This window comes from Streptomyces graminofaciens, assembly GCF_030294945.1.
In the GTDB taxonomy this organism is placed as follows: Bacteria; Actinomycetota; Actinomycetes; order Streptomycetales; family Streptomycetaceae; genus Streptomyces; species Streptomyces graminofaciens.
In genome coordinates this window covers 8,789,734-8,813,969 of sequence record NZ_AP018448.1, presented here as the reverse complement: position 1 = coordinate 8,813,969, position 24,236 = coordinate 8,789,734, and the positions used below count along the sequence as shown (strand labels likewise).

Sequence of the window (24,236 nt, the reverse complement as noted above, 5' to 3'; positions counted from 1 at the left end):
GGATGCGCCGCGGCAGGCGTGTGCGAGCTGGCGCTCCTCATGACCGCGGAGGCCGGGGTGCCGAGCAGCGGCAGGAACGCCGTCAGTCGGCGATCAGGACGGGGCGGGGGCCGGCAGGAGCCGTCCACGCCTCACCGGCCCGGGAGAGCGGGTAGGCGTGGGCGTCCACCTTCACCTTGCCGTCGGCGATGAGCTGTACGTAGGCGGCGACCTGAACGACGTAGCGGCGCATGTCGAAGGAACCGATGCCGCTGCCGCTGAGACGGAAGGGGCGGCTGCGCAGCAGTGAGGCGGGCACGGCGGCCTGTTCGCCGGCCGCGGAGCCGATCTCCACGTAGCTGGTGGCGTGCGCGCCGGGAATCTCCGCCAGCGCCTCGAAGGCGGCCTCGGCGACGCCGCCCCACAGGAAGTCCAGAACGAGGTCGGGCGCCTTGCCGTCGAGGGCCGCACCGATGACCGCCGCGTCCACGCCCTTGTCGCCGACGATCTCGACGATCTCGGCACCGAGCCCTGCCACGCGCTTGAGGTCGTCCATGCCGCGGCCCACGCCGATCACGCGTCGCACGCCGAGCGCGAGGGCGTTCTGTACGGCCAGACCGCCGGCCGCTCCGGTCACGCCGAGGATCATCACGGTGTCCGGTGCGCCGTGCTCGTCCGCGTGGGTGGTCAGCGGCATCCAGGACGACATGCCCGGGTTCATGCCCGCCGCCACCGCGACGGGGTCGGCGCCGTCCGGAAGCGGCAGGGCCAGGGTGACCGCCATCCGCTCGGCGAACGTGCCCCAGGGCTCCTCGATGTCGCCGGTGTACACCAGCGTGCCGTCGGCGGTGCGGGCCACCGCGTCCACGCCCGGCACCAGCGGGAAGTCCCCGGTGCTGCTGTAGTGCCTGCCGGAGGCCTTGGCCCGCACGATGGGGTGGATCGCGGACGCGACCAGATCGACGAGCTGCTCGCCCTCACCGACCTCCGGGTCGGGGAAGTCGAGGTACTCGGGGACTGCACCCGCCGTCGTCACCACTGCTGCCTTCATCACTGCTCTCCTTGGCTCAAATCACACTGCGGTCCCGCGCGGCTCCGGACTGTGAAACGGATGCCGAAAACCGGCAACCGGCAACCGGCAACCGGGCCAGCGACGGGGCGGCGGGCTTTTACGGATACAGCGTAACCATAACTCTGGCCGATCTCCAGCACGCCCGCGTCGGGACAGCGGACACCCACCACCGGAACCCCGGGGAGAAGCACCCGGCTCAAGCTCGGCACGCCCACCGAGCGAGGCCGACCCGCGGACCATCCGCAACGCCCACGCCGCGCGGCCGGTGTCCGCCCTGCGGGCCGAGCACTCCCCGTTCGAGCGGGACGTCGAGTGCGGCAGGACAGGAAACCAACAAGGCTCCTGTGTCAGTGAGTTGGGACGTCAAACACCTCCCTCAACGGCACAGGAGCCTTGTCCGTGGCAGATGCCTACGTCGGTCACCTCGATCAGTGGCCGAGCTGAAGTGGCCGAGCTGAAGTGGCCGAGCTGAAGGAGCGCACTGATTTCATGCGGTCTGCCCAGCCGCAGGAATCACTGATGGCGGCGGAAGCGACGGGCGCGGGGCGCGGGGCGGGTGAGTGTCCTGGAGAGCTCGGTGTCGGCAAGGTCGGGGAAGGGCATGCCGGCGGCGTGGTGATGGGTTCGGGACTGCTGGAGGGTGTGGAGGACGTCGTGGTTCCGGCCGGCGGCGCCGTAGAGGCGGGCAAGGCGGAAGCCGGCCTGAGCGGCGCCGGCGTGGTCGCGGGGGCCGACGAGGGCTTGTTCTGCCAGCGTGATGGCGTCGCTGAGACGGTTCGCCTCGGCGTGCAGCAGGGCTTGCACGGTCAGTGCCCTGCTGCGGCCTCGATGGTCGCCGTAGGCGTCGGTCTCCTGAAGCGCGCGGCTGATCAGTTCGGCGGCGGTGTGGTCGCCCTCGTGGAGCGCCATGTCGGCCAGCCCCAGGGTGGCCCACGTGAGTCCGCGGTGGTCCCGGACGGCGTGCAGGAGCTGAGCGGCGTGCTCGTAGTGGGTGCGGGCCGCGGCCCATCGCGGATCCTGTGCGGGACGGCTCGTGGCGTGGTGCCCGGGCCAGGGGCCTGCGTACCAGCGGCGAGGGAGCGGGCAGCCGCCGACCGTGCTCTCCTTCTCGGTGTCGGCGCGGGTGCGCAGAATCCAGCCGATACCGCGGGTTTCCTCGTTGGCGGCGAACAGGGCCTGCGCTTCGTCGAGTTGAGCGAGGGCTTGGGTGTAGTCAGCGTGGTGTCGGCTGATCACCGCCTTTTCCCGCAGGGCCCAGGCCAGCCCGCGCTCAAGCGGAAGGGCCCTGAAGAGCGTCTCGGCCGCGGTGAGCGTTCGCGCGGCTTCCCGCAGTTCGCCCTGCTGGCGCTGCAGGATCCCCAGGTTGCCCAGGGCATCGCTTTCGCCGTGTGCGTCGCCCGAGCCGTGGAAGAGAGCGATCGCTTCGCTGAAGCACTCTGCGGCCCTGACCACGTCACTGCCACTGTCGCGCAAGGCTTCGCCGAGGTTGCGCAGCAGCGCGGCACGGGCCCGACCGTCCCCCAGACGGTCGGCCGCGTCCAGAGCGAGCTCATGGACCTGGCTGCTGATGTCCCAGCGCCACTGATGCTCAAGAGCGATACTCATCGCGTCGGTGATCTCCCAGCACAGGTCCCACCACCCGCGAGCGTGAGCATGGGCGACAGCTGCCACCAGCACGACACGCTCGGCTTCGAACCACTCGACGGCCTCCCCCACATCACCCGCCACAGCGTCGTCCGGCGGCGGGCGGCGGACCGCCCCGTCACGGCCGCTGTGCCGGGCACCGGCCGGCCGTAGCTGCGCGTCGGCCGCGTCGGCCGCGCTGAGGAGAGCACCCAGCAGACGCCGCACGGCACTGTCGGACTCGTCCCCCGGCTGCTCGGCCGCTCGTTCCTTGGAGAACCCGCGCGCGAGATCGTGCAGCACGATGCGCTGGCCGCCTGCCTCGCCGCGGCGAGCCTGGACGAGATGCGCCAGCAACAGTCCCTCCAGGCACGCGTCGGCCGCATCGGCGTCCACGTCCAGCAAAGGCGACAGCGCCCAGGCCGGCAGGTCGGGAGTGTCCAGGGCTGACACCAGCCTGAACGCACGCTGCTGCAACGGCGTGAGCGCCTGATAACCAGCGCGGAAGACCGCGCGCACGCTGCGCTCGCCCAGGCTCAGCACATCCAGCCGCCGGTGGTCGTCGGCGAGATCGCGGGCAAACGAGCCCACGGTACGCGCGGGAAACGTGGCCAGCCGCGCTCCCGCGATGCGCAGGGCCAGCGGGAGCCCGCCGCACAGGCGGACCACGTCGCGACCTGATTCGGGGTCCTCGTCCACCCGGTCCCCGCCGCCGATCCGTCTCAACAGATCCCAGGCGGTGCCCTCGTCCAACCCCGACAATGCGACGCGCTCATCCACGGCCAGCGTGGCAAGGCCCTGGCGACTGGTGATCAGTACAGCGCACGAAGACCCACCCGGTATCAGGGCACCCACCTGTTGTTCACCGGCCGCGTTGTCCAGAACGATCAGGACACGCCGGTCGGCCAACTCCGTCCGGAACTGCCGTGTCCGTCCAGCCTCATCGTCGGGGATCCTTCCGCGCGCTACTCCCAGAGCCACCAGGAAGTCGCCCAGAACCTCGCCCACGGCAGCAGGACGTTCCTCCGCCCCGTTCAGGTCGACGAAAAGCTGACCGTCGGGGAAAGACGACATCAGCCGATGAGCAGCCTGCACCACGATCGCCGTCTTGCCGATCCCGCCCGGACCGTGCACCAGGCACACCCTGCCCACGCCCGGACGCTCGGCAGCCTCCACCAGCCGCGCCAGCTCCTGGTCTCGACCGGTGAAATCCGCCACCGCCAGGGGCAGCTGACGCGGGATGCCGGACGGTTCCAGGAGAAGGAAATCGCCATGGGCGAGGACCGGCGCGTGCGGCGACAGCAGCACCCGCAGCTCCTCGACTCCTGAAGGATCCTCACCCAGAGCCAGTACCAGCCGCCGTCGCAGCAGAGCCTGTGCGGCAGGAGAACGGCCCGCCTCCTCAACCACGGCCGCGCCCTCCTCACCGGGCAGCCGTCCGGCGATCCACCGGTACAGCCGCCCCAGCCGGTCGGCCACCGACTGCTCCACACCCTCCATCGCGCGATCCGCCAGACCGGCACCCAGCCTCTTCGCAGACACGATCGCCAAGGCGACCACTGCCGCCACGAGCTCCTCGACCGTCATCGACCGCCCCCTGGTCCTCCGCTGCAGCAGCCGCGCCGTCCCCGAACGCGCTACCGCCGCCCCGACGTCACTCATGCCCAGAACGCCGCCAAACGGCACCCGGCCGCTCTTCCAACGGCCGCCAAGGACTCTCTCGGGGCTCCCCGCCGGAAGTTCGCAGCACGGCGGCGATCAGCGTCCGTTCACGACGTTTTGCCGGTCAGGCGGGGTACGCCGCGTCTACACCCCTCCGTCGGCGGATTGCCCGACCACCGGCCGGGGAGGGGCATCGTCCGCGGCTCGTTACCTGACCGGCGCGGACGATGCCCCTCCCCTCTCGTCGACCGGTCAGGCGCGCTGGTGTCCCAGGGGTTGGGCCGTGCCGGCCTGAGCGTTCTCGCCGGTGGCGTCCGGGCGACCATGCCGCGCCGTGCTCCCGGTCTTCGCCGCGCCGTCCGTGACCTGCTGCTTCGGGGGGCGCAGCAGGACGACGGCGCATGCTGCGGCGAGCACCGCCAGCGTGGCGGCCACCACGAGGCACAGCCGCATGCCGTCGAGGAGGGACTCGCCCAAGGCGCCGTAGACCTGACCGGCTGTGGAGCCGAGGTTCATCCCGGCGACCGCGCCCAGGCCGCCCTCCTTGGCGGTGGACACGATGGTGTGGGCCTGGCTGCCGGTCACACCGGCGTCGGCGAGGTGGCCGGGCAGGGTGTGCACGGCTCGGGTGGACAGCAGGGCTCCGAGGACGGCCGGGCCGAGCGCGCCGCCGACCTGGCGGAAGGCGTTGTTGGCGGCCGAGGCCATGCCCGCCAGCTGGTGCGGGACGGCGGCGACGGCCGTGGCCGTCATCGGCGTGGTGACGAGTCCGAGGCCGACGCCCAGCACGATCAGCCGCCAGGCGATCGAGCCGTAGGAGGTGTCGGCGTCGAGGTTCGTCATGGCCAGCAGTGGCCCGGCGATCAGGAGCAGGCCGACGGTGATCATCCAGCGGGCCGGCACGCGGTGCATGAGCCGTCCGGCCGGGGCTCCCGCCACGATCGCGGCGACGGGGACGAGCAGCAGCCGCGCGCCGGCTTCCAGGGTGTCGAGCTGTTGGACCATGCCGAAGTACAGGCTGAGCACGAAGAAGAAGCCGATCAGCCCGAGGAAGGTGATCAGGGCGACCAGGGCGGTGGCGGTGAAGGCCGCGCTGCGGAACACCGCCAGGTCCAGCATGGGGCCGGCGCTGCGCCGCTCCACCAGCACGAAGGCGCCCAGCGCGACGACGCCCAGCGCGAGGGCGACGACCACCTTGGGAGTGGTGAAGGAGTCGGCGCCGCCCTCGATCACGCCGTAGACGAGCGCCGTGATGCCCACGGCCGCGGTGATCTGGCCGGGCCAGTCGAGCTTGCGTCCGTGCGGGGCACGCGAGTCGGTCAGCAGCGGGGCGGCGACGGCCATCGCGAGCAGCGGGAGGGGGACGGACAGCAGGTAGATCCAGCGCCAGGCGAAGTGGTCGAGGATGACACCGGCGATGACCGGGCCCACGGCCAGGGCCGCGAGCATGGCCATGGCCCACATGCCGATGAACTTGCCGCGCTCCCGGAAGTCGGGCACCGCGTGGCTGATCAGGGCCAGCGTGGTGGGCAGCAGCGCGGCCGAGCCCAGGCCGGCGAGGGCCTGCCCGGCCCACAGGGTCTGGATGTTGTGCGCGCACAGGGCGACCGCCGCGCCCGCCGCGCAGCAGAACAGGCCCGCCTGGAAGACCTTCTTGCGGCCGTGGACGTCGCCGAAGACGCCGGCGGTGAGGATGAAGGCGGCCATGGGCAGGACGAATGCGTCCTGGACCCAGGACAGTTGGGCGGTCGAGGTGTGCAGTGCCCGCTGGATGGCGGGCAGGCTGACGGCGACCGTGGTGATCGGCAGGTAGGCGACGAACACGCCGAGGCAGGCCGCGACGACGGTGGCCGCCCGCCGGTCGGTCGGCCTGATCGCCGTTGTGGTGGCGTTCACGGAAATTCTCCGCTTTCTCCCGTGCGGCGTGGTGGTGCCGCGGTCGGTCGGGTGGGGCAGGGGTTGGTGCACTGGGCTGCCGTACCTGGGGTGGGCAGCCCTGACCTGCGGGATGTTGCCGGTGGCGTCCCGCAGGCGTCGGTGGGTGGGGGTCTCCGCGGCTTACGCGACCGATCCGAACTCGGCCCGGTAGTGGGCCAGATGGAGGCGCAGGTCGACACGGGAGCGCACAGGCTTGTACGGGGCCTGCGCGACGGTGGCCCGGATCCGCTTGACCGGGTCCCCCGGGTCGCCCCAGACGACCTCGACCTGTGCGCCGATCTCGGCGTCGGCGGTGTTCAGCACGGACAGGGACAGCATCTGGCGGAAGTGGTGGCTGTAGCCGCGCTGGGTGGCCGTGCCGACGAGGACGCCGTCGCGCTCGACCCGGTCCACCCACAGGTGGCCGCGCAGGTCACGGGGCATGTCCATGAAGGTGTGGTGCGGGCCGTCGCCGTAGAGCGAGCGGTGCACGTCGAGCACGTCCTCGCTGTTCCAGACCAGGGTGCGCAGGACCCGGGCGGGCCGGGCCAGTTTCTCGCGCAGCGCCGTGTCCCCGAGGAAGGCGTGGTCGAAGCTGATCTGCCGGGTCCAGCCGAGCTCCACCGGGTCGCGGTAGTAGTCGCGCAGCGACTCGCCCTGGAAGCTGCCGGCGAGGTACGCCCTCGGGATGTGCCACGGCGAGCTGAGCAGGTGGGCGAGGAAGTCGGCCTGCTCGGGCTCGTACAGGGCGGGCAGATAGTCCAGGTTCCGGGTGGGGACGGCGTTCTCCAGATGGTTCAGGGGCGCGGCCCGGTTGCCCAGGCGGCGGATGCCGTACTTCTGTCCGGCCTCGACAACCGTGTCGTACACGGCGGTGCCGATCTCTCGCGGGCCCTGCAGCTCGAATCCGACCTCGCCGGCCATGCCCTGTCGCAGCGCCCGGACGCGGTGCCCGGCGAGGGTGATGGGCACCGCGTACATGTACGGGGTGTCCAGCAGCCGATCGTCGCTGGTCAGTTCCAGCAGCAGCGGGATCGACGCGGGGCCGGAGACCTGGTACACGAACCAGTCCTCGTCCTCGGCGGTTGCCTTGAAGTCGCCGTGCTCCAGGTTGTACCGGGCCCAGTCGCCGCCCGGCCCGTGGAACACGTGGTCCTCCTCGTCCAGCCGGGTCAGGATGCCCTCGGTGATGACATGGCCGTGCGCGTCGGTCTGCACGACGTGCTTGGAGGCGCCCACCGGGAATTTCCGGAAGGAGTTCACCGAGATCCCCGAGAACAGCTCGGGCACGCCGGGGCCGCGGAAGCGGGTCTGCGGCAGGAACGACCAGTCACCGATGTAACAGGTCCGCTTCCACGACATGCTCTCGTCGAGCCAGTCGGTGTGCTCCGGCTGTCCGAAGAGCTTGGCGAGGATGTCGAACGGGGGTGTCGAGCGGAAGGCGTCGACAGTGAAGTCCACGGGGGCGGATGCCTCTCTGGGGATGTTGGTCTCGGCTCGTGAGCGATGGTGCGGGCCGACTCGTCCGCGCAGCGGGGCCCGAGGCCCGGAGCGCCCTCGGGGGATGCGAGGAAGACGCTCCGGGCCGGTCAGGGAGCGGCAGCGACGCCCCACCGGGCAGTCGGCCCGCAGACTGCCCGGAGCAGCACCGCCGCGGGGGCCGGGGGCCTCACGCCGACCACCCGATGGGTGTGGGAGGGACCGGTGCGCGGGAGCGCCGCCCGGTGGGCCGGGACCACGCCCGCCGTGGTGAGGTGCATCAGCACGACGAACGTGCCGATGCAGGCCGCTGCCGGTGCCAGCCGCGTGCTCATGGGAGTCACGTCCTTTCTTCAGGACCTGACCAGCATCCGCCTCGTAGCCTTCGACCATGAACCCAGCAGCCCGAAGTGAACAAAAACCTCTACGCGACGAGGAGTACGTGTAAGACTCCCAGCATGATTGACGCTGTGGACAGAAAAATCCTCCACGCGCTGCAGTGTGCGCCCCGTGCCCCGTTCCGGCGCATCGGCGAGGTGACCGGGGTGTCTGAACAGACGGCCGCCCGGCGTTACCACGCGCTGCGCCGCAGCGGCGTGATGCGGGTGGTCGGTCTGGTCGCCCCGGCGGTGCACGGGCAGGCCCAGTGGGTGGCCCGCATCCGTTCCCGCCCCGACCGGGTCGGTCCACTGGCGGACTCCCTGGCCAAGCGTCCGGACATCGCCTACGCCAACCTGGCCTCCGGCGGCTCGGAGATCATCTGCGTGATCCGCTCCCCCGTGGAGGCCGAACGCGACGACGTCCTGCTGCGCCAACTGCCCCGCTCGGCCTCTGTCCTCGACGTCGGCATCGACCTGGTCCTGCACACCTTCGGCGAGACCGGGACCAGCGAATGGACCGGCTACGGCGCCGGCCTCACCCCCGACCAGGTACGACAGCTCACCGGCGACGGGCCCCCCGTCCCCACCGGCCCCCTCCAGACCCCTACGGACGAGGACGCCCCGCTGTTGGCCGCCCTCGCCGAGGACGGCCGTACCACCCACACCCGCCTCGCCGAGCTCACCGGCTGGTCCAACGCGCGCGTCGCCCGCCGTCTGGAGGCCCTGGAGACCTCGGGCACGCTCGTCCACGACGTCGATCTGCTGCCCGAACGCCTCGGCCATGCCCTCAACGCCACCCTCTGGCTGCGCGTCGCCCCCGCCCGCATCGAACAGGCCGGCGAGGAACTCGCCCGGCACGCCGAGGTCGCCTTCTGCGGCGCCGTCAGCGGACGGCACAACCTGATGGTCACCGTCATCTGCCGCGACGCCGAGGACTTCTACCGCTATCTCACCACCCGCGTCGCCACCGTCGACGGCATCGACGCCTACGAGGTCAGCATCCGCGTCCGCCGCCTGAAACAGGCCGCCTCGCTCATCTTCCACGGCCGCCTCGTCCATCCGGCACCCTGATGACAGCCGCGCTCCGGTCCGGCGACGAACGGGACGGCCGCGCGCTCCGGACTGCCTCTGCGCGGCCTGAAGAAGATCATGGGGTGGTCGCTACTGCCGAAGGGTGGCCCAGGGCGAGAGTTCGTTTGACATCGTTCGGGCGGTGGTGGATCTCGGGCGTGGCCCCGGGAGGCGGTGACAGCAGGCCCGCAAGAGTCAAGCTTGTTCAGCGGCCGACCCGCGAGTTGCTTGCGCCGAGCGGTCGGAGCGGTCGGAGCGGTCGGCGGCTCTCGGCGAGGTGAGCAGATGCCGCGATCCGCTCGGGCCGTTTGCGGGAAAGGCCGTTTCCCCGGCGCTCGGCTCCGGCCGCGGCAGCAGACCGGCGATTCCAGCCGTTGCCCAGCGCCCGGTGACTGACCGTCACACACCGCCCCGACCTCGCCGCGGGTTGGCCGGAGCGATCTGCGTAATCGGGCGACGGGTGGGACTGGGTCGCGGTCTCGCGGCCCGCGCCGCTTCGGATTCCTCTCATCGGATGCGCCGAGCGATCCCGGTCGCCCTGCCCATCAGCCATTCGAGCGGCCCTCGCTGGAAGAAGCGGGACCAGATGGTGGCGAGGACTGTGACGGACGCGATGAAGCCGAGCAGGATGTACAGGGGCGGGATGCTCTGGGCCTCGGTGTCCAGGAGCCAGATGGCGACGATGTGGTAGACGTACGCGGTCAGCGACATCGAGCCGACCGCGATGACGGGCTTGGCCAGACGCCGCAGCCGGGGGAAGGCGTCCATGGCGGCCAGGCACGCGGTCAGCACCAGGATCGCCACACCGGTGTTGCCCACGATGGACAGGGTCGCCTCGCTGTGCGGGGAGGCGACCAGCATCCCGGCGGGGGTGTCGCCGAAGATGCCAGCGCTGCCGGGCGGTGCGGACGACATGGACGACATGGACGACATGCCCGGCCCCCCTGCGGCTTCCCGGACGGCTTCGGCGGCACCGGGCAGGAGATGCAGCGCCAGCCAGGAACCGCCGTAGCCGGTCACGGCGAGGGCGACGCCGGTGAGGGCGAGGCGTATGCGTACGGCGGTGGCGGCCAGGTCGAGGCGGGCGACAGCCATGCCGGCGAGGACGAACGGGACCCAGGTCAGGGCCGGGTAGCCGCCGGTGAAGAGCAGCGAGACGATGCCGTCGGCCTGGCCGAAGGTGGGGAATGCGCGGTCGCCGACCACCGGCTTCAGCAGGTAGAGCAACTGCGGGCCCACCAGGGCCCAACCCGCGGCGATCAGCGCCAGCGGCCCCGCGCCCAGCCGGTACAGCGGCAGCACGAGCAGGAAGAAGAGTCCGTAGAAGGCGAGGATCGGCACGACCGGGGTGCCGGTCATGGTCAGGGCGGTGCCGAGGGCCAGCAGGATCACGGCCCGGATGACGACCTTGGCCACGGCCTGACGGCCGGCCAGCCCGGTCTTCGGCGTGCGGCGCCCGGTGATGAGGGCGACCGCGAAGCCGGCCAGGACGGCGAACAGGGCGGAGGAGCGGCCTTGCGCCAGCTCCATCAGGAAGCCGATGACACCGCCTTGGCTCGGGGCCGGGCCCACATGGACCGCGTACATACCGAAGACGGCCAGGCCCCGGGCCAGGTCCAGTCCGACCAGCCGGCCCACGCCGGGCGCTCCGGTCGAGGGCGCTCCGGTCGAGGGCTCACCTCGCTCGCGTGCAGGGGACGATGCGTCGGCCGGCGGGGAGTCCGCGTGCTGGGTCATGCCAGTCAGGCTGGAGACCGGGCCGATCATGGAGTATCCGGCAGAAGGCTGTGGTGCCCCTGCCGACTGGAGGGTGATACCCCGCCGGGTGGCTGGAGCTGCCGCCCGCCGGGCCGCCGGGGCTCTTGCGGGCTTTAGGGTCGGGTCGGCATTGATGGGACGGGCATGGACGAAGGTGAGGCGGAGCGCGCGTGATCCGGGTAGTGGTGGTGGACGACGAGGCACTGGTCCGCTCGGGCTTCCAACTCATTCTGGGTGCCTCGCAGGACATCGAGGTCGTCGCGACCGCGAGCGGGGGCGACGCCGTGGAGACCGTCCGCCGGGAGCGGCCCGACGTGGTGCTGCTGGACATCCGGATGCCGGACGTCGACGGGCTCACCGTGCTGCGCGAGCTGCGGACGACGCCTGATGCTCCGGTGGTGGCGATGCTGACGACGTTCGACGCCGACGAGTACATCCTGACCGCGTTGCACTGCGGCGCGGCCGGTTTCCTGCTCAAGGACACCGAGCCGGAGCAGCTCGCGCACCTGGTGCGCACCCTGGCCGCGGGCGGTGTGGTGCTGTCCCCCAAGGCGTCGCGGACCCTGCTGCACAGCCACCCCGGCACCCGAACCGCCGTCGACGAGGAGGCAGCCCGCGTCCGGCTGCTCACCGCCCGCGAGCGCGACGTCCTCGTCCTGGTGGCCGAAGGGCTGTCGAACGCCGACATCGGGGCGCGCGTCCACCTGGGTGCCGGCACGGTGAAGGACCACGTCAGCGCGATCCTCACCAAGCTGCGGGTGACCAGCCGGGTGCAGGCCGCGCTGCTGGCGCAGCGGGCCGGACTGCTCGACGAGCGCCCGCGGTCGGAGGCCGGCCGATGAGCCGTGCCCGCGCCGTGTGGCAGCGGGTTCCCGCACCGGTCGTCGACATCGTCCTGGTGGCGGTGGCGGCCGTGGACGCATGGCTGATCATGTGGGAGCACACGCGACTCGGTGTCGCGCTGGCCGCGCTCGGCTGCGCCGCGTTGGCTTTCCGGCGCAGGTTCCCGCTCGGTGTGTTCCTGCTCACCCTGCCCATCGCGCTGATGCAGGATGTCGCCGTCGCTGTGCTCGTGTCGCTGTTCACTCTGGCCGAACGCTCCCGCGACCGCCGTCTCCTCGCGGGGTGCGTCGCCCTGTCCGCCATCGCGAGCAGCACTCCGTGGCCCCTGGCCGAGGTCGACCGGACCATGACAGTGGTCTTCTTCGTGTACGGCCTGGCGACCGCCGCGGCCCCGGTCCTCTTCGGCCAGCTTGTCCAGGCGCAACGGGACTTGGCGCGGCGGCTGGTCGAGATCGAGGAGGCCAGGGAGCACGAGCGGGCCCTGCACGCCCAGGCCGTCCTCGCCCGCGAACGCGCCCAGCTGGCCCGCGAGATGCACGACGTGGTCTCCCACCAGGTCAGTCTGATCGCCGTGCGGGCCGGAGCCCTACAGGTCGCCACCCAGGACATGGACGCCAAGGAAGCCGCCGGCACGATCCGTTCGCTGAGCGTCACCACGCTCGACGAACTGCGCACCATGGTCACGCTGCTGCGCGCCTCCGGCGGCCACGCCACGGAGCTGACTCCTCAGCCCACCCTGGCCGACCTGCACAAACTGGTGGAATCAAGCGGCACGCACGTGGAGTTGTCGGGTGAGCTTCCGCCCTCCGTGGGCACGCCCGCCCAACGGGCCGTCTACCGCACTGTCCAGGAGTCGCTGACCAACGTACGCAAGCACGCCCCCGGCGCCACGGCCCGCGTCGAACTGTGGCAGGACGGCGACGACGTCGGAGTGACCGTCACCAACACCGCGCCCACGCGTCCCTCCCTGCCTCTGCCCGGTTCCCAGCAGGGCTTGGTCGGGCTGCGGGAACGCGCCGACATCCTGCGTGGCACCCTGGATTCGGGCCCGACCGCGGAGGGCGGCTACCGGGTGCGGCTGCGGGTTCCGCTCAGTGCGGACTGACCGACCAGGGCCTCATGCCATCCCGTCGGGTGGTGCCGGCTCACGAGACGACGGGAGCTTGAGGACGGGAGCTTGACGACGGGGGCTTGAGGACTAGAGCTTGACGACGGGTCCTCGGCGGCCATGACCACATGCCGTGGTGGTGGGCTGGATGTACCCCGTCGGTGACGTCCAAACTTCTTGCCGCGAACGGCAGTTCCGCTCGCCCGCGGGCTCGCCGACAGCCCCGGCCTGCGTCAGTGTCTGACGGAGGCCGTGGCCGTGGCCGATACGCGCCCGACGACATGGGTCCCGCCCTCCTCGGTCGGTATCCGTGACCATCGCCGCGTTACTTCAGCGAGTGTGCTGGCCAAGGCGACGGGCACTCCCGGGAGCGCGTCGGTGGAGCCGATCCTGAAGGCTCGTCCCCATGTGCGGCCCGCGGCCCGGCATGCGAGCAGGCCCCAGCAGAGCAGCAGGACGGTGTGGGGCACTGGACGACCGGACGACCCTGCGTGTGGTGGGTCATCGCGCGGGGGCCAGGAGCTGGGTGGCCGCCAGCCGCGCGTACAGCCGGTCCTGGCCCACCAGTTCCTCATGGGTGCCCACTGACCGGACCCGTCCGGCCTCCATGACGACGATCCGGTCGGCGCCTGTCACCGTCGAAAGGCGGTGGGCCACCACCAGCACGGTGGTCTCACGGGCCAGGTCCGAGATGACGTCCCGCAGCGCCAGCTCGTTGACGGCGTCGAGCTGCGAGGTCGCCTCGTCCAACAGCAGCAGCCGGGGCCGCCGCAACAGGGCGCGGGCGATCGCGATGCGCTGCCGCTCGCCGCCCGACAGCTTCGAACCGCGGTGTCCGACCGGGGTGTCCAGGCCGTGGGGAAGGCGGTCGACGAGGGTGTCGAGCTTCGTCCGTGCCAGGACGTCTCGGATGTCGTCGTCCGTCGCGCCGGGCGCCGCGAAGACCAGGTTCTCCCTCAGCGTGCCGGCCAGCACCGGAGCGTCCTGCTCCACGTACCCGATGGCGGACCGTAGCTCGGGCAGGGACCAGTCCTGTACGTCCTTGCCGTCGACCAGGATGCGGCCGCCGGTGGCCTCGTAGAACCGCTCGATCAGTGCGAACACCGTCGACTTGCCCGCACCGGAGGGACCGACGAAGGCCGTCATCCCGGTGCCCCGCGCCTCGAAACTCACCTGCTGATGGATGTACGGCAGGCCCGGACGGTAGCGGAAGGACACGTCCTCGAAGCGGACCGATGCCGGGCCCGACACCGCCGCACGCTGCCTGGGCAGGACGCCCTTCTGCCGGGCGGGCGGCTCCGTCGACAGGCGTTCCACGTGCGTGATCCTGGAGATCGCGGCCGCCCCCTCCTGGTAGCGGGACACGGCGTCGACCAGCTGGGACACCGGCTCGATCAGATAGAAGAGGTACAGCAGGAAGGCGATGAGGGTGGATACGGGGATCTCCCCGGCCGCCATCCGTGCCCCGCCGACCCCGAGCACCGCGAGGAAGGCCAGTTGGACGGCGAGTTCGTCCGCCGAGCCTGCCACGGCCTCCCACTTCGCGCTCTTCACGCCGTGCCGCCACGCCCGCCGCGCCGCCGCCTCCACCCGGGCGGTCTCCCGCTCCTCGGCACCGGACGCCTTCACCGTGCGAAACGCCCCGAAGACCCGCTCCAGCGCGACGGAGATCTCCCCGACCGCCTCCTGCGACCGCTCGGTGGCACGGGCGATTCTCGGCATCACCAGCGCGGCGGCCCCGCCGACCAGCACGACCACGCCGAGCGTCACACCCAGCAGCACGACGTCCAGGAACGCCATCATCACGATCGCCGCCACGAAGGCCACCGCGCCGGTGGCCGCGGAGACGACCGCCTGGGTGCTGACCGCCCGCAGCAGCGTGGTGTCCGAGGTGACCCGGGACATCAGATCACCCGGCGGGATCCGCTCCCACTCCGCGATCCGCAGCCGGAGCAACCGCCCCACAAGGGTGCGCCGCGCGGCCAGGACCACCGACTCCGCCGTCCGCTCCAGCACATACGCGCCGAACGCCTCGATCGCCGTGCCCAGCAGCACCAGGGCGGTGAGCGCCAGCAGAATCCCCGAGATGGTCTCACCGGAGGCGAGCCGGTCCACCAGTACCTTGGTGGCCAGCGGCTGCAGCAGTCCCCCGGCGGCCCCGACCAGGGCGCAGAGCAAGCCAAGAGCGACGGCCCACCGGTGCGGCCGGACATAGGCGCACAGTGCCTTGACCGTCTCTCGGGCAGGCAGGGACGTTTCATCCGTCGTCAAGGCGGATGCGGTGTTCACGAGATTCCTTTCTTCTGCGGTCTGCTCTTCGGCGGCCCGGTGTGTCATGCCTCCAAGCCTGGAAGCCCGGCCGCCCCGCGCCCATCCGGCAACCGTCGGGGACACCCCCGCCGAGTGGCTGGAAAGAACTGGAAAGAACCGCCCGTCCGGTCGTGCCGGACCTGTCAGGACGAGACTCCGCCGGTCGGCAGGGCGGTACCCGCCGATCGGCGGGGCCGTTGCCGAAGCCTGCCGGATGGTCCGCCTCCTGACGTCCACGCGAGATTCCCCGTATGACCAAGTTGCAGCCGCCGCAGGAGACATCAGCTCCGCAGGAGAACTCGCCTCCGCAGCCCCGAACCCCGCCCGAATCCGCCGTGCCGGCCCCGCCCGGTCCTTCGATGGGACGCCTCGTGGGGGTGGACCTGGCCCGCGCGCTGGCGGTGTTCGGCATGTACGTCGTGCACATCGGTCCCCCGCTGTCGGCCACGGACGGCGTAGCCAGCTGGGTCCGGTACATGTCGGACGGTCACTCGTCGGTCCTGTTCGCCACCCTCGCCGGGTTCTCACTGATGCTGCTCGCCGGCCGCCGGGAGCCGAAGACCGGCCTGGCCGGCCGACAAGCCAAGGCCAGGATCGTGATCCGCGCCGTGGTCCTGCTGGCGCTGGGCACCGTGATGGCGATGGAATACGGGGAGGTGATCATCCTCGCCTTCTACGGGGTCTACTTCCTGCTGGCCCTGCCCCTGGTGCGACTGCGGGCCAGGACGCTCGCGATCATCGCGGCCGTCCTCGCCCTCGTCACACCGCAGCTGTCGTTCGCCCTGAGCTCGCTGCTGACCGAGTCGGTCCAGCAGAGCATCAACGCCTACGACCCACTCCACCGGCTCAGCGACGTCGGCGTGCTCGATCTGCTGTTCACCGGCTTCTACCCGACGATCACGTGGATTCCGTTCGTGATCGCCGGCATGGCGCTGGCCCGCCTCGACCTGTCCGCGACCGCCGTCCAGTGGCGCCTGGCCGCGCTCGGCGCCGCCCTCGCCGCGGCCGCGTACGGCATGTCCTTGCTGCTGGCAGGCAAGCACGCGTTGGACAGCTTGGCGGAAGGCGGAGGGTCGTCCGGTAGCTCCGGGTCGATGCCCCCCGACGGCGGGTCGTTCGAGCCCCAGGCATCGATGCTCTTGACAGCCGGGCCGCACAGCGGCACCACGTTCGACATCATCGGCAGCGTGGGAGTCGCGATCCTCGTGATCGTGGGCGCGACGGTGGCGATGGACCGCCTGCCGCGACTGCGCCGCCTGGCGAAACCGGTCATCGCCGTGGGCACCATGTCCCTGACGGCCTACGTCGGCCACTTCGTCGCACAGTCCGTGCTGTCCGTGCCCGCCGGGACCGGCACCCAGCAGTCATGGGTGCCGCTGCTCATGTTCATCCTCGGGGCGATCCTCTTCGCCGCGATCTGGTCCCGCTTCTTCCGCCGCGGACCTCTGGAATACCTGCTCAACGTCGCCACCAAGCCGGCGAAGTACATCCGATGACGCCCAGCCGAAAGATCGTCCGGTACCCCCTCTGGGGCTGGAACGACGGCTGCGAGACCTTGTAGCCACCGTGAGGTGCCTCCGGCGACGCTCGCCGGAGGCACCTCGATCGACGGCTCAGGCGGGTCGCCCGTCCTTGAACGGATCGACCCCGAGGTGGCCTCGCGTCAGGATCAGTCGTGGGCGGAGTCGAGGTGCCAGACGACGGCCTTGTCCATGTTCACCGTGCCGTTCTCGGCGAAGACTTGCACGCCTTGGCTGGCGGGGTCGGGGAAGATCTGGTCGGTGATCACGGCTTCGCCGTTGCCGCCGAAGACCTCGACGGACGACCAGTCGACGAGGATCCGCAGCTTGACCTTGCCGTTCTTGGCCTGCAACGGGGCCCGCTGGACGCCGGGGAAGGTGCTGTTGAAGTCCACGGCGCCGGAGCGGGTGCGGTCGACGTACAGCTCCTGGGTCGTGGTGTCGTAGCCGATGACGGTCTCCTCGCCGTTCGCGCCCGTGCGGACCTTGAGGCCGAAGCGGTCGGCGTCCTTGAGGGAGAAGGTCGCCTCGATGTCGAGGGCTTTGCCCGTGGCCGCGGGGCCGATCAGGGTCTTGGAGGTGTCCTTGACGGTGACGCCGGACGTGGACACCGCGTGCGGCTGCCGGAGGGACTCCAGGCTGCCCACCGGCTTGCTGGTGAGCCGGATCCGGCCGTCGACCGTGCGCAGGGCCATCTCCCGGGGGACGCTCTGCGCGCCGCGCCAGGGGGAGGTGGGGACGGCGCCGCTGTAGTCCCAGTTGTTCATCCAGCCGACCATGTACCGCTTGCCGCCCGGTGCGTTCTCCCAGGACACCGCCGCGTAGTAGTCCTTGCCGTAGTCGGCCCAGTCGGCGCGCTGCACGACGGACTTGGCGGCGGTGTCGGCTTCGGTGAACCGGTCGGCCAGGATGTGGCCCCAGCCGGCGGTGTTCATGTCGACGATCTGGATCTTCGCCTTCCTGCCCGCGTAGGGACGCAGGTCGAAGGAGGCCCAGTCCAGGGTCTCGCTGTTGGAGCCGGTGGCGCTGCGGACGACCTGGCCGTCGACGATCAGGTTGACGGACGTCTCCTGGGAGACGGGCCGGGCCTTGGTGTCGGACAGCATGATGTGGTCGACGTTGAGGTGGCCCCAGCCGCCGGTGTTGTCGTCGACGATCCTGAGCTGCGCCTTCTTGCCCGCGAGGTCGCCGACGTCCCAGGACGCCCAGTTGAGCGCCTCGCCGTCCTTTCCGGTGGCGCTGCGCACCACTTCGCCGTCGACGAGGAGTTCGAGCGCGGTGGGGTCGGCCGAGCCGGCGGGGTGGTTGCCGCCGCCGATGAGGAAGTTGATGTGCTTCTTGTCGACGGTGAACTCGGGCGAGGTGAGGGTGCCGGTGGTGGAGTCGCCGTTCAGGTAGGTGTTGACCAGGCCACTGCCCAGAAATCCGGAGACCTCCTGCTGGTTGGGGAGGGTGCCGGTGGCCGGTGCGGAGCCGAAGGCGTCTCCGGTCTTCGTCCAGTCGCCGTAGGCGCCGCCTTCGAAGTCGGCGAGGACCGTGCCCTCGGGCGGCGGTCCCTGCTCCATGACGGTTCCGGACTCGTGCGGGTGGCGTCCGCCGCCGACCTTGAAGTTCAGGTAGGAGCTGTCGACGGTGAACTCGGGTGAGGTGAGGGTGCCGGTGGTGCCGTCGCCCGAGTGGAAGCTGTTGGCGAGGCCTGTGCCGTCGAAGCCCTCGACGGTCCCCTGTCCGGCCACGGCCCCGGCCGCCGGTCCGTCGCCGAAGGCGGTGCCGGTGGTCGTCCACGTACCGAAGTCGGTGCCCTCGAAGTCCTGCACCACCGTGCCGGCGGGCGGGGTGTAGGTGCCCTTGTCGTCGGCGGTGAACTTCTTGCCGTCGAAGTCGCCGACGAAGTACTGGGCGGCCGAACCTCCCGCGATGCCACCGGGGTTGATGTTGACGACCAGGACCCACTTGATGTTGTCCTTGTTCCCGTCGACCGCGAGGGGGAACAGGTCGGGGCACTCCCACACGCCGCCCGTCGCCCCGGCCGGCCCGAACTCGCTGAGCAGGTCCCAGTCCTTGAGGTTCTTGGACGAGTAGAAGCGCACCTTGTGTTCGGTGGACAGCGACACCGTCATCAGCCAGCTCTTGGTCGGCGCGTACCACTGGACCTTGGGGTCGCGGAACTCCTTGGAGCCGATGTCGATGACGGGATTGCCCTGGTACTTGGTCCAGGTGCGGCCGCGGTCGGTGCTGTAGGCGAGCGACTGGGCCTGCTTGCCGCCGTTCTTGTAGGCGCTGGTGTAGATCGCCACCATGGGCGGGTTCTTCTTCGTACCGAACCCGGTGGTGTTGTCCCAGTCGACGACCGCGCTGCCGGAGAACACCATCTCCTCGTCGTCGTGCGACAGGGCGAGCGGCAACTCCTCCCAGTGCACGAGGTCCTTGCTCACCGCGTGCCCCCAGGACATGTCGCCCCATGAGTTGCCGTTCGGGTTGTACTGGTAGAAGAGGTGGTACTCGCCCTTGAAGTACACGAGCCCGTTGGGATCGTTCATCCAGTTCTTCTCCGGAGTGAAGTGGAACTGGGGCCGATAGGTCTCGGAGTACGGCGGGGTGTCGGCAGCGACGGCTGAAGGAGCCAGCGGGGCTGCGGACAGGGCGCAGACGGTCGCCACCGCCGCCATCATCCGTATGCGGGCATGCCGGGGTACACGTCCAGAGCTCATGGTGTCTCCTGTGCTGCGGTCGTCCGCGCGGCCGAGCCTGCTGCCCGGCGCGGATGCCTTGCGGCGCCGTCGTCCACGGCGATCGACAAGGAATGTCATCGTTGACTTGTGTCATCGATGACATCGAGTGGCCCGATGATGGAGGCAATCCGCCCAGTGCGTCAACAGCCCTGGAGCTATGCGAACCCCGGATGGCCCGACATCCCGAAAGGGCGGCCGGCTGTCGCGAGCCGCCCCAACTGGCCTTGCCGCGGCGGACTGTGCCCGGCAACCGATCAGGTCAGGCCACTGAGGAGCGGCGAACAGGCGGACTTCCTGGATCAATGGTGATCGTCAGCGACTGGACCCCGCAGGGCGGTCCGAGCCATGTGACGGCCCACACGAGCCACGAGGAACAGGGCCGTTTTCACCGCGACCGCACCCCCCGTACGACTGGACCAAGGCCCGGACTTCTACGCCCCCGCCCTGCTCAAGGCCCCCGAGGAAGACCGGTGGCTGCTGTGGGGCTGGGCGTGGGAGGCCCGCGACGACTCCTGGGCGCACGAAGCCGGTTGGGCGGGAACCCTGCCCCTCCCTCGCGAACTGCCCCTGGCCGACGACGGCACGGTCGGCCAGCGCCCCGCACGCGAACTGCTCGCCCTGCGCGGGGAACACCTCCTGCACAGCACCGCACACGTCACTGGATCTCAGCCGGTTGAGCTCGGTGAGGTCAGCCGCACTTTCGACCTCGCCGCGGTCCTGACCCCCGACCTCACCGGCACGAGCGGGCTGCGCCTCATCACCTCGGCCGACGGCGCCGAACACCTCGACATCACCGTCGACCCGAGCGCCGGGCGGCTCACCGTGAACCGCGACCACGCCTCACTGGACCCACGAGCGCGTCCGGGCACGTACGCCCTGCCCTGCCGGCCGTGCAGGTCCCCGGCGCATCCGTCGAACTCCGCGTCATCGTCGACCGCTCGATCGTCGAGATCCACCTCGCGTCCGGCCAGACCCTCACCTTCAGGTTCTATCCGACCGGCGACCGGCCATGGCGGCTGCTGGCCCACACGACAGGCACCCGCGGCACCGACTTCGCCGTCGACGCAGGGGACCTGACCGCTGACGGATTCCATCAGCGGCCGCTTCTGGCGGGCCAGGGACAGGACGTTTGACCGACCTTGCAGCGCGCAGTGGTCGCCGTCTGGTGTCGTGTACTGGTCGGAGCCGACGAGTTCAATGTCGACACCCCCGGTGGGGACGTCCCCCACATCACACGAGGATCAGCCTTTGACTCCGCATTCCCTGGCGTTCTACGTGGACGTCGTCACCAACGGCACCTTGCTCGGCGTGGGCCCCGCGGATTCTCCCGACGACGTCACCAAGGCCCTTGGGCCGGACTTCGCCGAGGACACCTTCGGCGACGGCAGCATGTGCCGTGACTACGGCCTCGCCGAGTTCTACTGGGACCGTGCTTCCGCCGACCACCCCTGGTCGGGCCACCACTTCACCTTGCAGGTGCACCGGCTCGCGTACCGGGACCGCACCCTCGTCAACGACACGCTTCGTGCCCGGTACGGGCGGTTCACTCCCAGGCTTCGGTTCGAAAAGCTGCAACGTCTACTGGTGCGGCACGAAGTCCCCCTGATGGAGATCCCGGAAATCCCGGTGTCCGCCCCGTATTTCCGCACTTTCTGGCAGCCCGATTCCCATGTGGCCGTCTCCGTCATAGGCACCTACGGCGAGTACAGCACGCCGGACAATCTGCGGGTCGGCGACGTGTACAGCGTCCATGCCCCGATGGCTGCCGAGGAAGTGGAGTGGCGGAGGGCACAGGTCGGGTAACACGGGGACAGGGCGGGGACAGGGCGGGGGGCTTGCCAAGCCGCACGTGGTTGGCGCACCGCCGGGAGCCCGCACGGTCGCCCAGTCCCTGATTTCGCCATCAAGATCATCTTCGGTGATGGCCTGCCATTGACCTCCGCGGACGGAGCACGCGGGGGACGACTGCGCCTGAGTACGCGTACCTAGGTTGATCGTGTCGCTTGGCTCTGCCGCAGCCGCGCTGCGTTCTCCACGATGGAACGGCCCCATCCTGCGTCGAGAGAGGTGCTTATGAGCCGTGACCTGCAGCTGCGCGTTGCCACTCCGGAGGATCTTGAGTGGATCCACGAACTACGTCACCAGGTGTACGCGGAGGAGCTGGGCCAGCATGCGCTGGATCCGTCCGGGCGGCTTCACGACGGGCTGGACGGCGACAACGTCTACCTGGTCGCGGCGCGAGGCACGACCCGAATTGGTTTTGTCAGCCTGACTCCGCCCTGGTTGGGGCGGTACGCGCTGGACAAGTACCTGACCCGCGACGAGCTGCCGCTGCTGACCGAGGGCGGCCTGTTCGAGGTGCGCATCCTCACCGTTGAGCCGCGCTGGCGGGCCTCCGCAGCGGCACCGCTGCTGATGTACGCGGCACTGCGCTGGATCGCCGCCCGGGGCGGTCGTCGGGTGGTGGCGATGGGGCGCACCGAGTTGCTCAACATGTACCTGGCCGCCGGCCTGCGCCCGGTCGGCCGTACCGTCCACAGCGGTGCGTTGACGTTCGAGGTGCTGACCGGCAGCGTGGCCGAGCTGACGAAGGTCGCGATGGACCGTTACCGCACCACGTTGGAGCGTCTGCGGTCCGAAGTGGACTGGCGGCTGGACGTGGCGTTCGCACCCCGGCCGGACGGCTGCGAACACGGCGGAGCTTCGTTCACCGCCATTGGCACGGACTTCCGTAGCCTGGACCGACGCCTTCAGGTAGTCGCGGCCGACGTGCTGGACGCCTGGTTCCCGCCGGCCCCCGGGGTGCGGGCGGCGCTCACGGAAGATCCGGCCTGGGCCGCCCGGACCTCGCCGCCGACCGGGGCCGAGGGACTGGTGGCGGAAATCTCTGCGGCCCGGGGGCTGCCGGCGGAGACGCTCGCGGTCGGCGCCGGTTCATCCGACTTGATTTTCAGAGCGTTCGGCCAGTGGCTGACCCCTGAAAGCAGGGTGCTGCTGATGGACCCGGGATACGGCGAGTACGCCCACGTCACGGAGCGGGTGATCGGATGCCGGGTGGACCGGTTCCCGTTGCGCCGCGAAGACGGCTGGCGGATCGATCCGGCCCGGCTGTCCGCTGCCGTCGGATCCGACCGCTACGACCTCGTGGTGGTGGTCAACCCCAACAACCCGACCGGACGCCACGCTCCGGCCGCGGAGCTGCGCTCGCTGATCGCCGCCGCGCCGCCCCGAACCCGTTGGTGGATAGACGAGGCCTACCTGGGCTATGTCGACCTGTCCGAGTCGCTCGCCGACCTCGCGGCGATGGATCCGCGGGTCGTGGCCTGCACCTCGTTGTCCAAAATGTATGCGCTGTCCGGTATGCGGGCCGCGTACCTGGTGGCCGAGCCCACCACCGCGGCGCAGCTACGCCGACACACCCCGCCCTGGCCGGTGAGCCTCCCGGCGCAGCTGGCCGCGGTGGCAGCCCTGCGCGACCCGGCGTACTACAGCGACTGTTGGCTCCGCACCCACGCGCTGCGCCGGCAACTGGCCGCCGACCTCGCCGTGCTGGACGAGGCCGTGGTGGTCGAGGAGGGCGTGGCGAACTTCCTCACCGTGACCCTGCCGTCCGGTGGGCCGAGTGCCGCGCAACTGGTGAACGAGTGCCGCCGTCACGACGTATACCTGCGCGATCTGTCGCCGTTGTCGTCGGAGTACCAGGGGCGCACCGTGCGCATCGCGGTCAGGGACACCGCCGAGAACGCGCGCATTGTGGCCGCGTGTCAGGCCGCCCTGGACGTACTTCGGCCGGGTTCGGCGTCGCTCGTTCCGATGGCCTCGGCCGTATCCGCCTCCGGATCCGCTCTGTGATCACCGTGGCCTCCCTGGCGCCCTATCTCGGTGGGGCGCTGGCGCTGGGCGGCATCGCGGTGGCGGCGTCCGGGCGCCGCGAGCTGCTGATCCGGTGGTGCGCCTGGGCGATCGGAGTGCCACTGGTCACCGGTGCGTTCTGGTTGGGCCGCCCAGGCGCCGCGGCTGTCGCCATCGCGGTTGCGGTGATCGCGGTGATGGAGTTCGGCGGGCTGATGCGGCTGGGCTGGGTGGACCGGGTGGTGTTGGCCGCGGCGGTGGCAGGCGTGGTGCTGGCTGCCTGGTTGGCGCCCGGACAGGTACTCCGTGTGGTCGCGATCGGGGCGCTCGCGGTGGCCGCGGTGCCGCTCCTGGCCGGTGACGCCGACCATGGCCTGCGCCGGCTTTGCGCCGGCCTGTTCGGGCTGGCCTGGCTGAGTGTGCTGGCCGCGCTGGTGGTGCTCGGGGCGAGCGCGCTTGCGTTGTTCGTGGCGGTCTCGATCGCCGACATCGTGGCGTACTTCGCCGGTCGACGGCTGGGCGGGCCGCGGCTGTCGCCACTGTCACCGGCCAAGCGGTGGAGCGGAACCCTGGCCGGGGCCGCGGCCGGCCTCGGCGTGCTCGCCGTGCTGTCCTTGCTGAGCTGGCCGATGGCGGTTGCGGTGGCGGTCGGCGGCCCGGCCGGAGACCTTCTTGAATCCATGCTCAAAAGAGGTGCACAGGCAAAGGACGCCGGCCGCTGGCTACCCGGCTCCGGAGGCCTGCTGGACCGTATCGACTCGCTGCTCATCGCACTGGCTGTCCTGCTTGTCCTGCACTGACCCTCATCGGCCCAGCCGGGCAGCGGACACGGTGACGAAGGACCGACGCCGATGCGCGAACCACTACAGGAAGGCCGCGCTCACACCGACTCCTGCCCCACCGACTCCTGCCCCACAGCTGATGCGCTCC

The 24,236-nt window shown here is 70.6% G+C and carries 15 protein-coding genes and 2 pseudogenes; 9 read left to right on the top strand and 8 right to left on the bottom strand.

Translation table 11 applies throughout. The features are described from left to right. Positions 1-82: 82 nt before the first annotated feature. The 5 genes from SGFS_RS38755 to SGFS_RS38735 form a co-directional block, all read right to left on the bottom strand. Positions 83-1,030, bottom strand: a complete 948-nt coding sequence (locus SGFS_RS38755) for a quinone oxidoreductase family protein (RefSeq protein ID WP_286256880.1) — start codon at positions 1,028-1,030, stop codon at positions 83-85. Between the two features lie 534 nt (positions 1,031-1,564). Continuing rightward, positions 1,565-3,982, bottom strand: coding sequence for a tetratricopeptide repeat protein (locus SGFS_RS38750; protein ID WP_286256879.1), 2,418 nt, complete (start codon positions 3,980-3,982; stop codon positions 1,565-1,567). 606 nt (positions 3,983-4,588) lie between these two features. Next, positions 4,589-6,232 carry an MFS transporter gene (locus SGFS_RS38745; RefSeq protein WP_286256878.1) on the bottom strand — a complete coding sequence of 548 codons (1,644 nt, stop codon included), beginning with the start codon at positions 6,230-6,232 and terminating at the stop codon, positions 4,589-4,591. A gap of 162 nt (positions 6,233-6,394) precedes the next feature. Beyond that, a complete protein-coding gene (locus SGFS_RS38740) occupies positions 6,395-7,714 on the bottom strand; it encodes an aminomethyltransferase family protein (RefSeq protein WP_286256877.1) in 1,320 nt (439 codons plus the stop codon). Positions 7,715-7,842: 128 nt separating this feature from the next. Beyond that, a complete protein-coding gene (locus tag SGFS_RS38735) occupies positions 7,843-8,067 on the bottom strand; it encodes a hypothetical protein (RefSeq protein ID WP_286256876.1) in 225 nt (74 codons plus the stop codon). Between the two features lie 123 nt (positions 8,068-8,190). Here SGFS_RS38735 and SGFS_RS38730 point away from each other — a divergent pair, with 123 nt between their 5' ends. Further along, a complete protein-coding gene (locus tag SGFS_RS38730) occupies positions 8,191-9,183 on the top strand; it encodes an Lrp/AsnC family transcriptional regulator (RefSeq protein WP_286256875.1) in 993 nt (330 codons plus the stop codon). A gap of 507 nt (positions 9,184-9,690) precedes the next feature. Here SGFS_RS38730 and SGFS_RS38725 read toward each other — a convergent pair. After that, the gene (locus SGFS_RS38725; protein ID WP_286256874.1) at positions 9,691-10,920 is read right to left on the bottom strand and encodes a DUF418 domain-containing protein; all 1,230 of its coding nucleotides are present in this window, start codon (positions 10,918-10,920) and stop codon (positions 9,691-9,693) included. Between the two features lie 203 nt (positions 10,921-11,123). Between SGFS_RS38725 and SGFS_RS38720 the strand changes: the two genes are divergently transcribed. Together SGFS_RS38720 and SGFS_RS38715 are read left to right on the top strand one after the other, a co-directional pair. Next, entirely contained in the window at positions 11,124-11,783 is a 660-nt protein-coding gene (locus SGFS_RS38720) for a response regulator (RefSeq protein ID WP_286260282.1), read from the top strand. Beyond that, on the top strand, positions 11,780-12,889 hold the full coding sequence (locus tag SGFS_RS38715; RefSeq protein ID WP_286256873.1) for a sensor histidine kinase: 1,110 nt from the start codon (positions 11,780-11,782) through the stop codon (positions 12,887-12,889). Before SGFS_RS38720 ends, SGFS_RS38715 begins: the two co-directional genes overlap by 4 nt. 504 nt (positions 12,890-13,393) lie before the next feature. Here SGFS_RS38715 and SGFS_RS38710 read toward each other — a convergent pair. Further along, positions 13,394-15,181, bottom strand: a complete 1,788-nt coding sequence (locus tag SGFS_RS38710) for an ABC transporter ATP-binding protein (protein WP_286256872.1) — start codon at positions 15,179-15,181, stop codon at positions 13,394-13,396. 380 nt (positions 15,182-15,561) lie between these two features. Between SGFS_RS38710 and SGFS_RS38705 the strand changes: the two genes are divergently transcribed. Next, positions 15,562-16,698 carry a DUF418 domain-containing protein gene (locus tag SGFS_RS38705; protein ID WP_286256870.1) on the top strand — a complete coding sequence of 379 codons (1,137 nt, stop codon included), beginning with the start codon at positions 15,562-15,564 and terminating at the stop codon, positions 16,696-16,698. A 173-nt stretch (positions 16,699-16,871) separates the two neighbouring features. Here SGFS_RS38705 and SGFS_RS38700 read toward each other — a convergent pair whose 3' ends face one another. Next, on the bottom strand, positions 16,872-19,433 hold the full coding sequence (locus tag SGFS_RS38700; protein WP_286256869.1) for a GH32 C-terminal domain-containing protein: 2,562 nt from the start codon (positions 19,431-19,433) through the stop codon (positions 16,872-16,874). 432 nt (positions 19,434-19,865) lie between these two features. Here SGFS_RS38700 and SGFS_RS51895 point away from each other — a divergent pair. From SGFS_RS51895 to SGFS_RS38675, 5 genes and pseudogenes are all read left to right on the top strand, one after another. Continuing rightward, positions 19,866-19,994, top strand: a pseudogene (locus SGFS_RS51895) (hypothetical protein); the annotation flags it as partial. A gap of 332 nt (positions 19,995-20,326) precedes the next feature. Continuing rightward, a pseudogene (locus SGFS_RS38690) lies at positions 20,327-20,587 on the top strand (GH32 C-terminal domain-containing protein); the annotation flags it as partial. A gap of 115 nt (positions 20,588-20,702) precedes the next feature. After that, the gene (locus SGFS_RS38685; RefSeq protein WP_286256867.1) at positions 20,703-21,257 is read left to right on the top strand and encodes a hypothetical protein; all 555 of its coding nucleotides are present in this window, start codon (positions 20,703-20,705) and stop codon (positions 21,255-21,257) included. Positions 21,258-21,527: 270 nt separating this feature from the next. Next, entirely contained in the window at positions 21,528-23,306 is a 1,779-nt protein-coding gene (locus tag SGFS_RS38680) for a histidinol-phosphate aminotransferase family protein (RefSeq protein ID WP_286256866.1), read from the top strand. Then, entirely contained in the window at positions 23,303-24,106 is an 804-nt protein-coding gene (locus SGFS_RS38675; RefSeq protein ID WP_286256865.1) for a phosphatidate cytidylyltransferase, read from the top strand. Before SGFS_RS38680 ends, SGFS_RS38675 begins: the two co-directional genes overlap by 4 nt. The last annotated feature ends 130 nt before the right edge of the window (positions 24,107-24,236 follow it).

Excerpts from the sequence above, each read along its gene's own strand:
- SGFS_RS38755 (WP_286256880.1), bottom strand. The coding sequence starts at position 1,030 with ATGAAGGCAGCAGTGGTGACGACGGCGGGTGCAGTCCCCGAGTACCTC.
- SGFS_RS38735 (WP_286256876.1), bottom strand. The coding sequence starts at position 8,067 with ATGAGCACGCGGCTGGCACCGGCAGCGGCCTGCATCGGCACGTTCGTC.
- SGFS_RS38730 (WP_286256875.1), top strand. The coding sequence starts at position 8,191 with ATGATTGACGCTGTGGACAGAAAAATCCTCCACGCGCTGCAGTGTGCG.
- SGFS_RS38725 (WP_286256874.1), bottom strand. The coding sequence starts at position 10,920 with ATGACCCAGCACGCGGACTCCCCGCCGGCCGACGCATCGTCCCCTGCA.
- SGFS_RS38715 (WP_286256873.1), top strand. The coding sequence starts at position 11,780 with ATGAGCCGTGCCCGCGCCGTGTGGCAGCGGGTTCCCGCACCGGTCGTC.
- SGFS_RS38705 (WP_286256870.1), top strand. The coding sequence starts at position 15,562 with ATGGGACGCCTCGTGGGGGTGGACCTGGCCCGCGCGCTGGCGGTGTTC.
- SGFS_RS38700 (WP_286256869.1), bottom strand. The coding sequence starts at position 19,433 with ATGAGCTCTGGACGTGTACCCCGGCATGCCCGCATACGGATGATGGCG.
- SGFS_RS38680 (WP_286256866.1), top strand. The coding sequence starts at position 21,528 with ATGAGCCGTGACCTGCAGCTGCGCGTTGCCACTCCGGAGGATCTTGAG.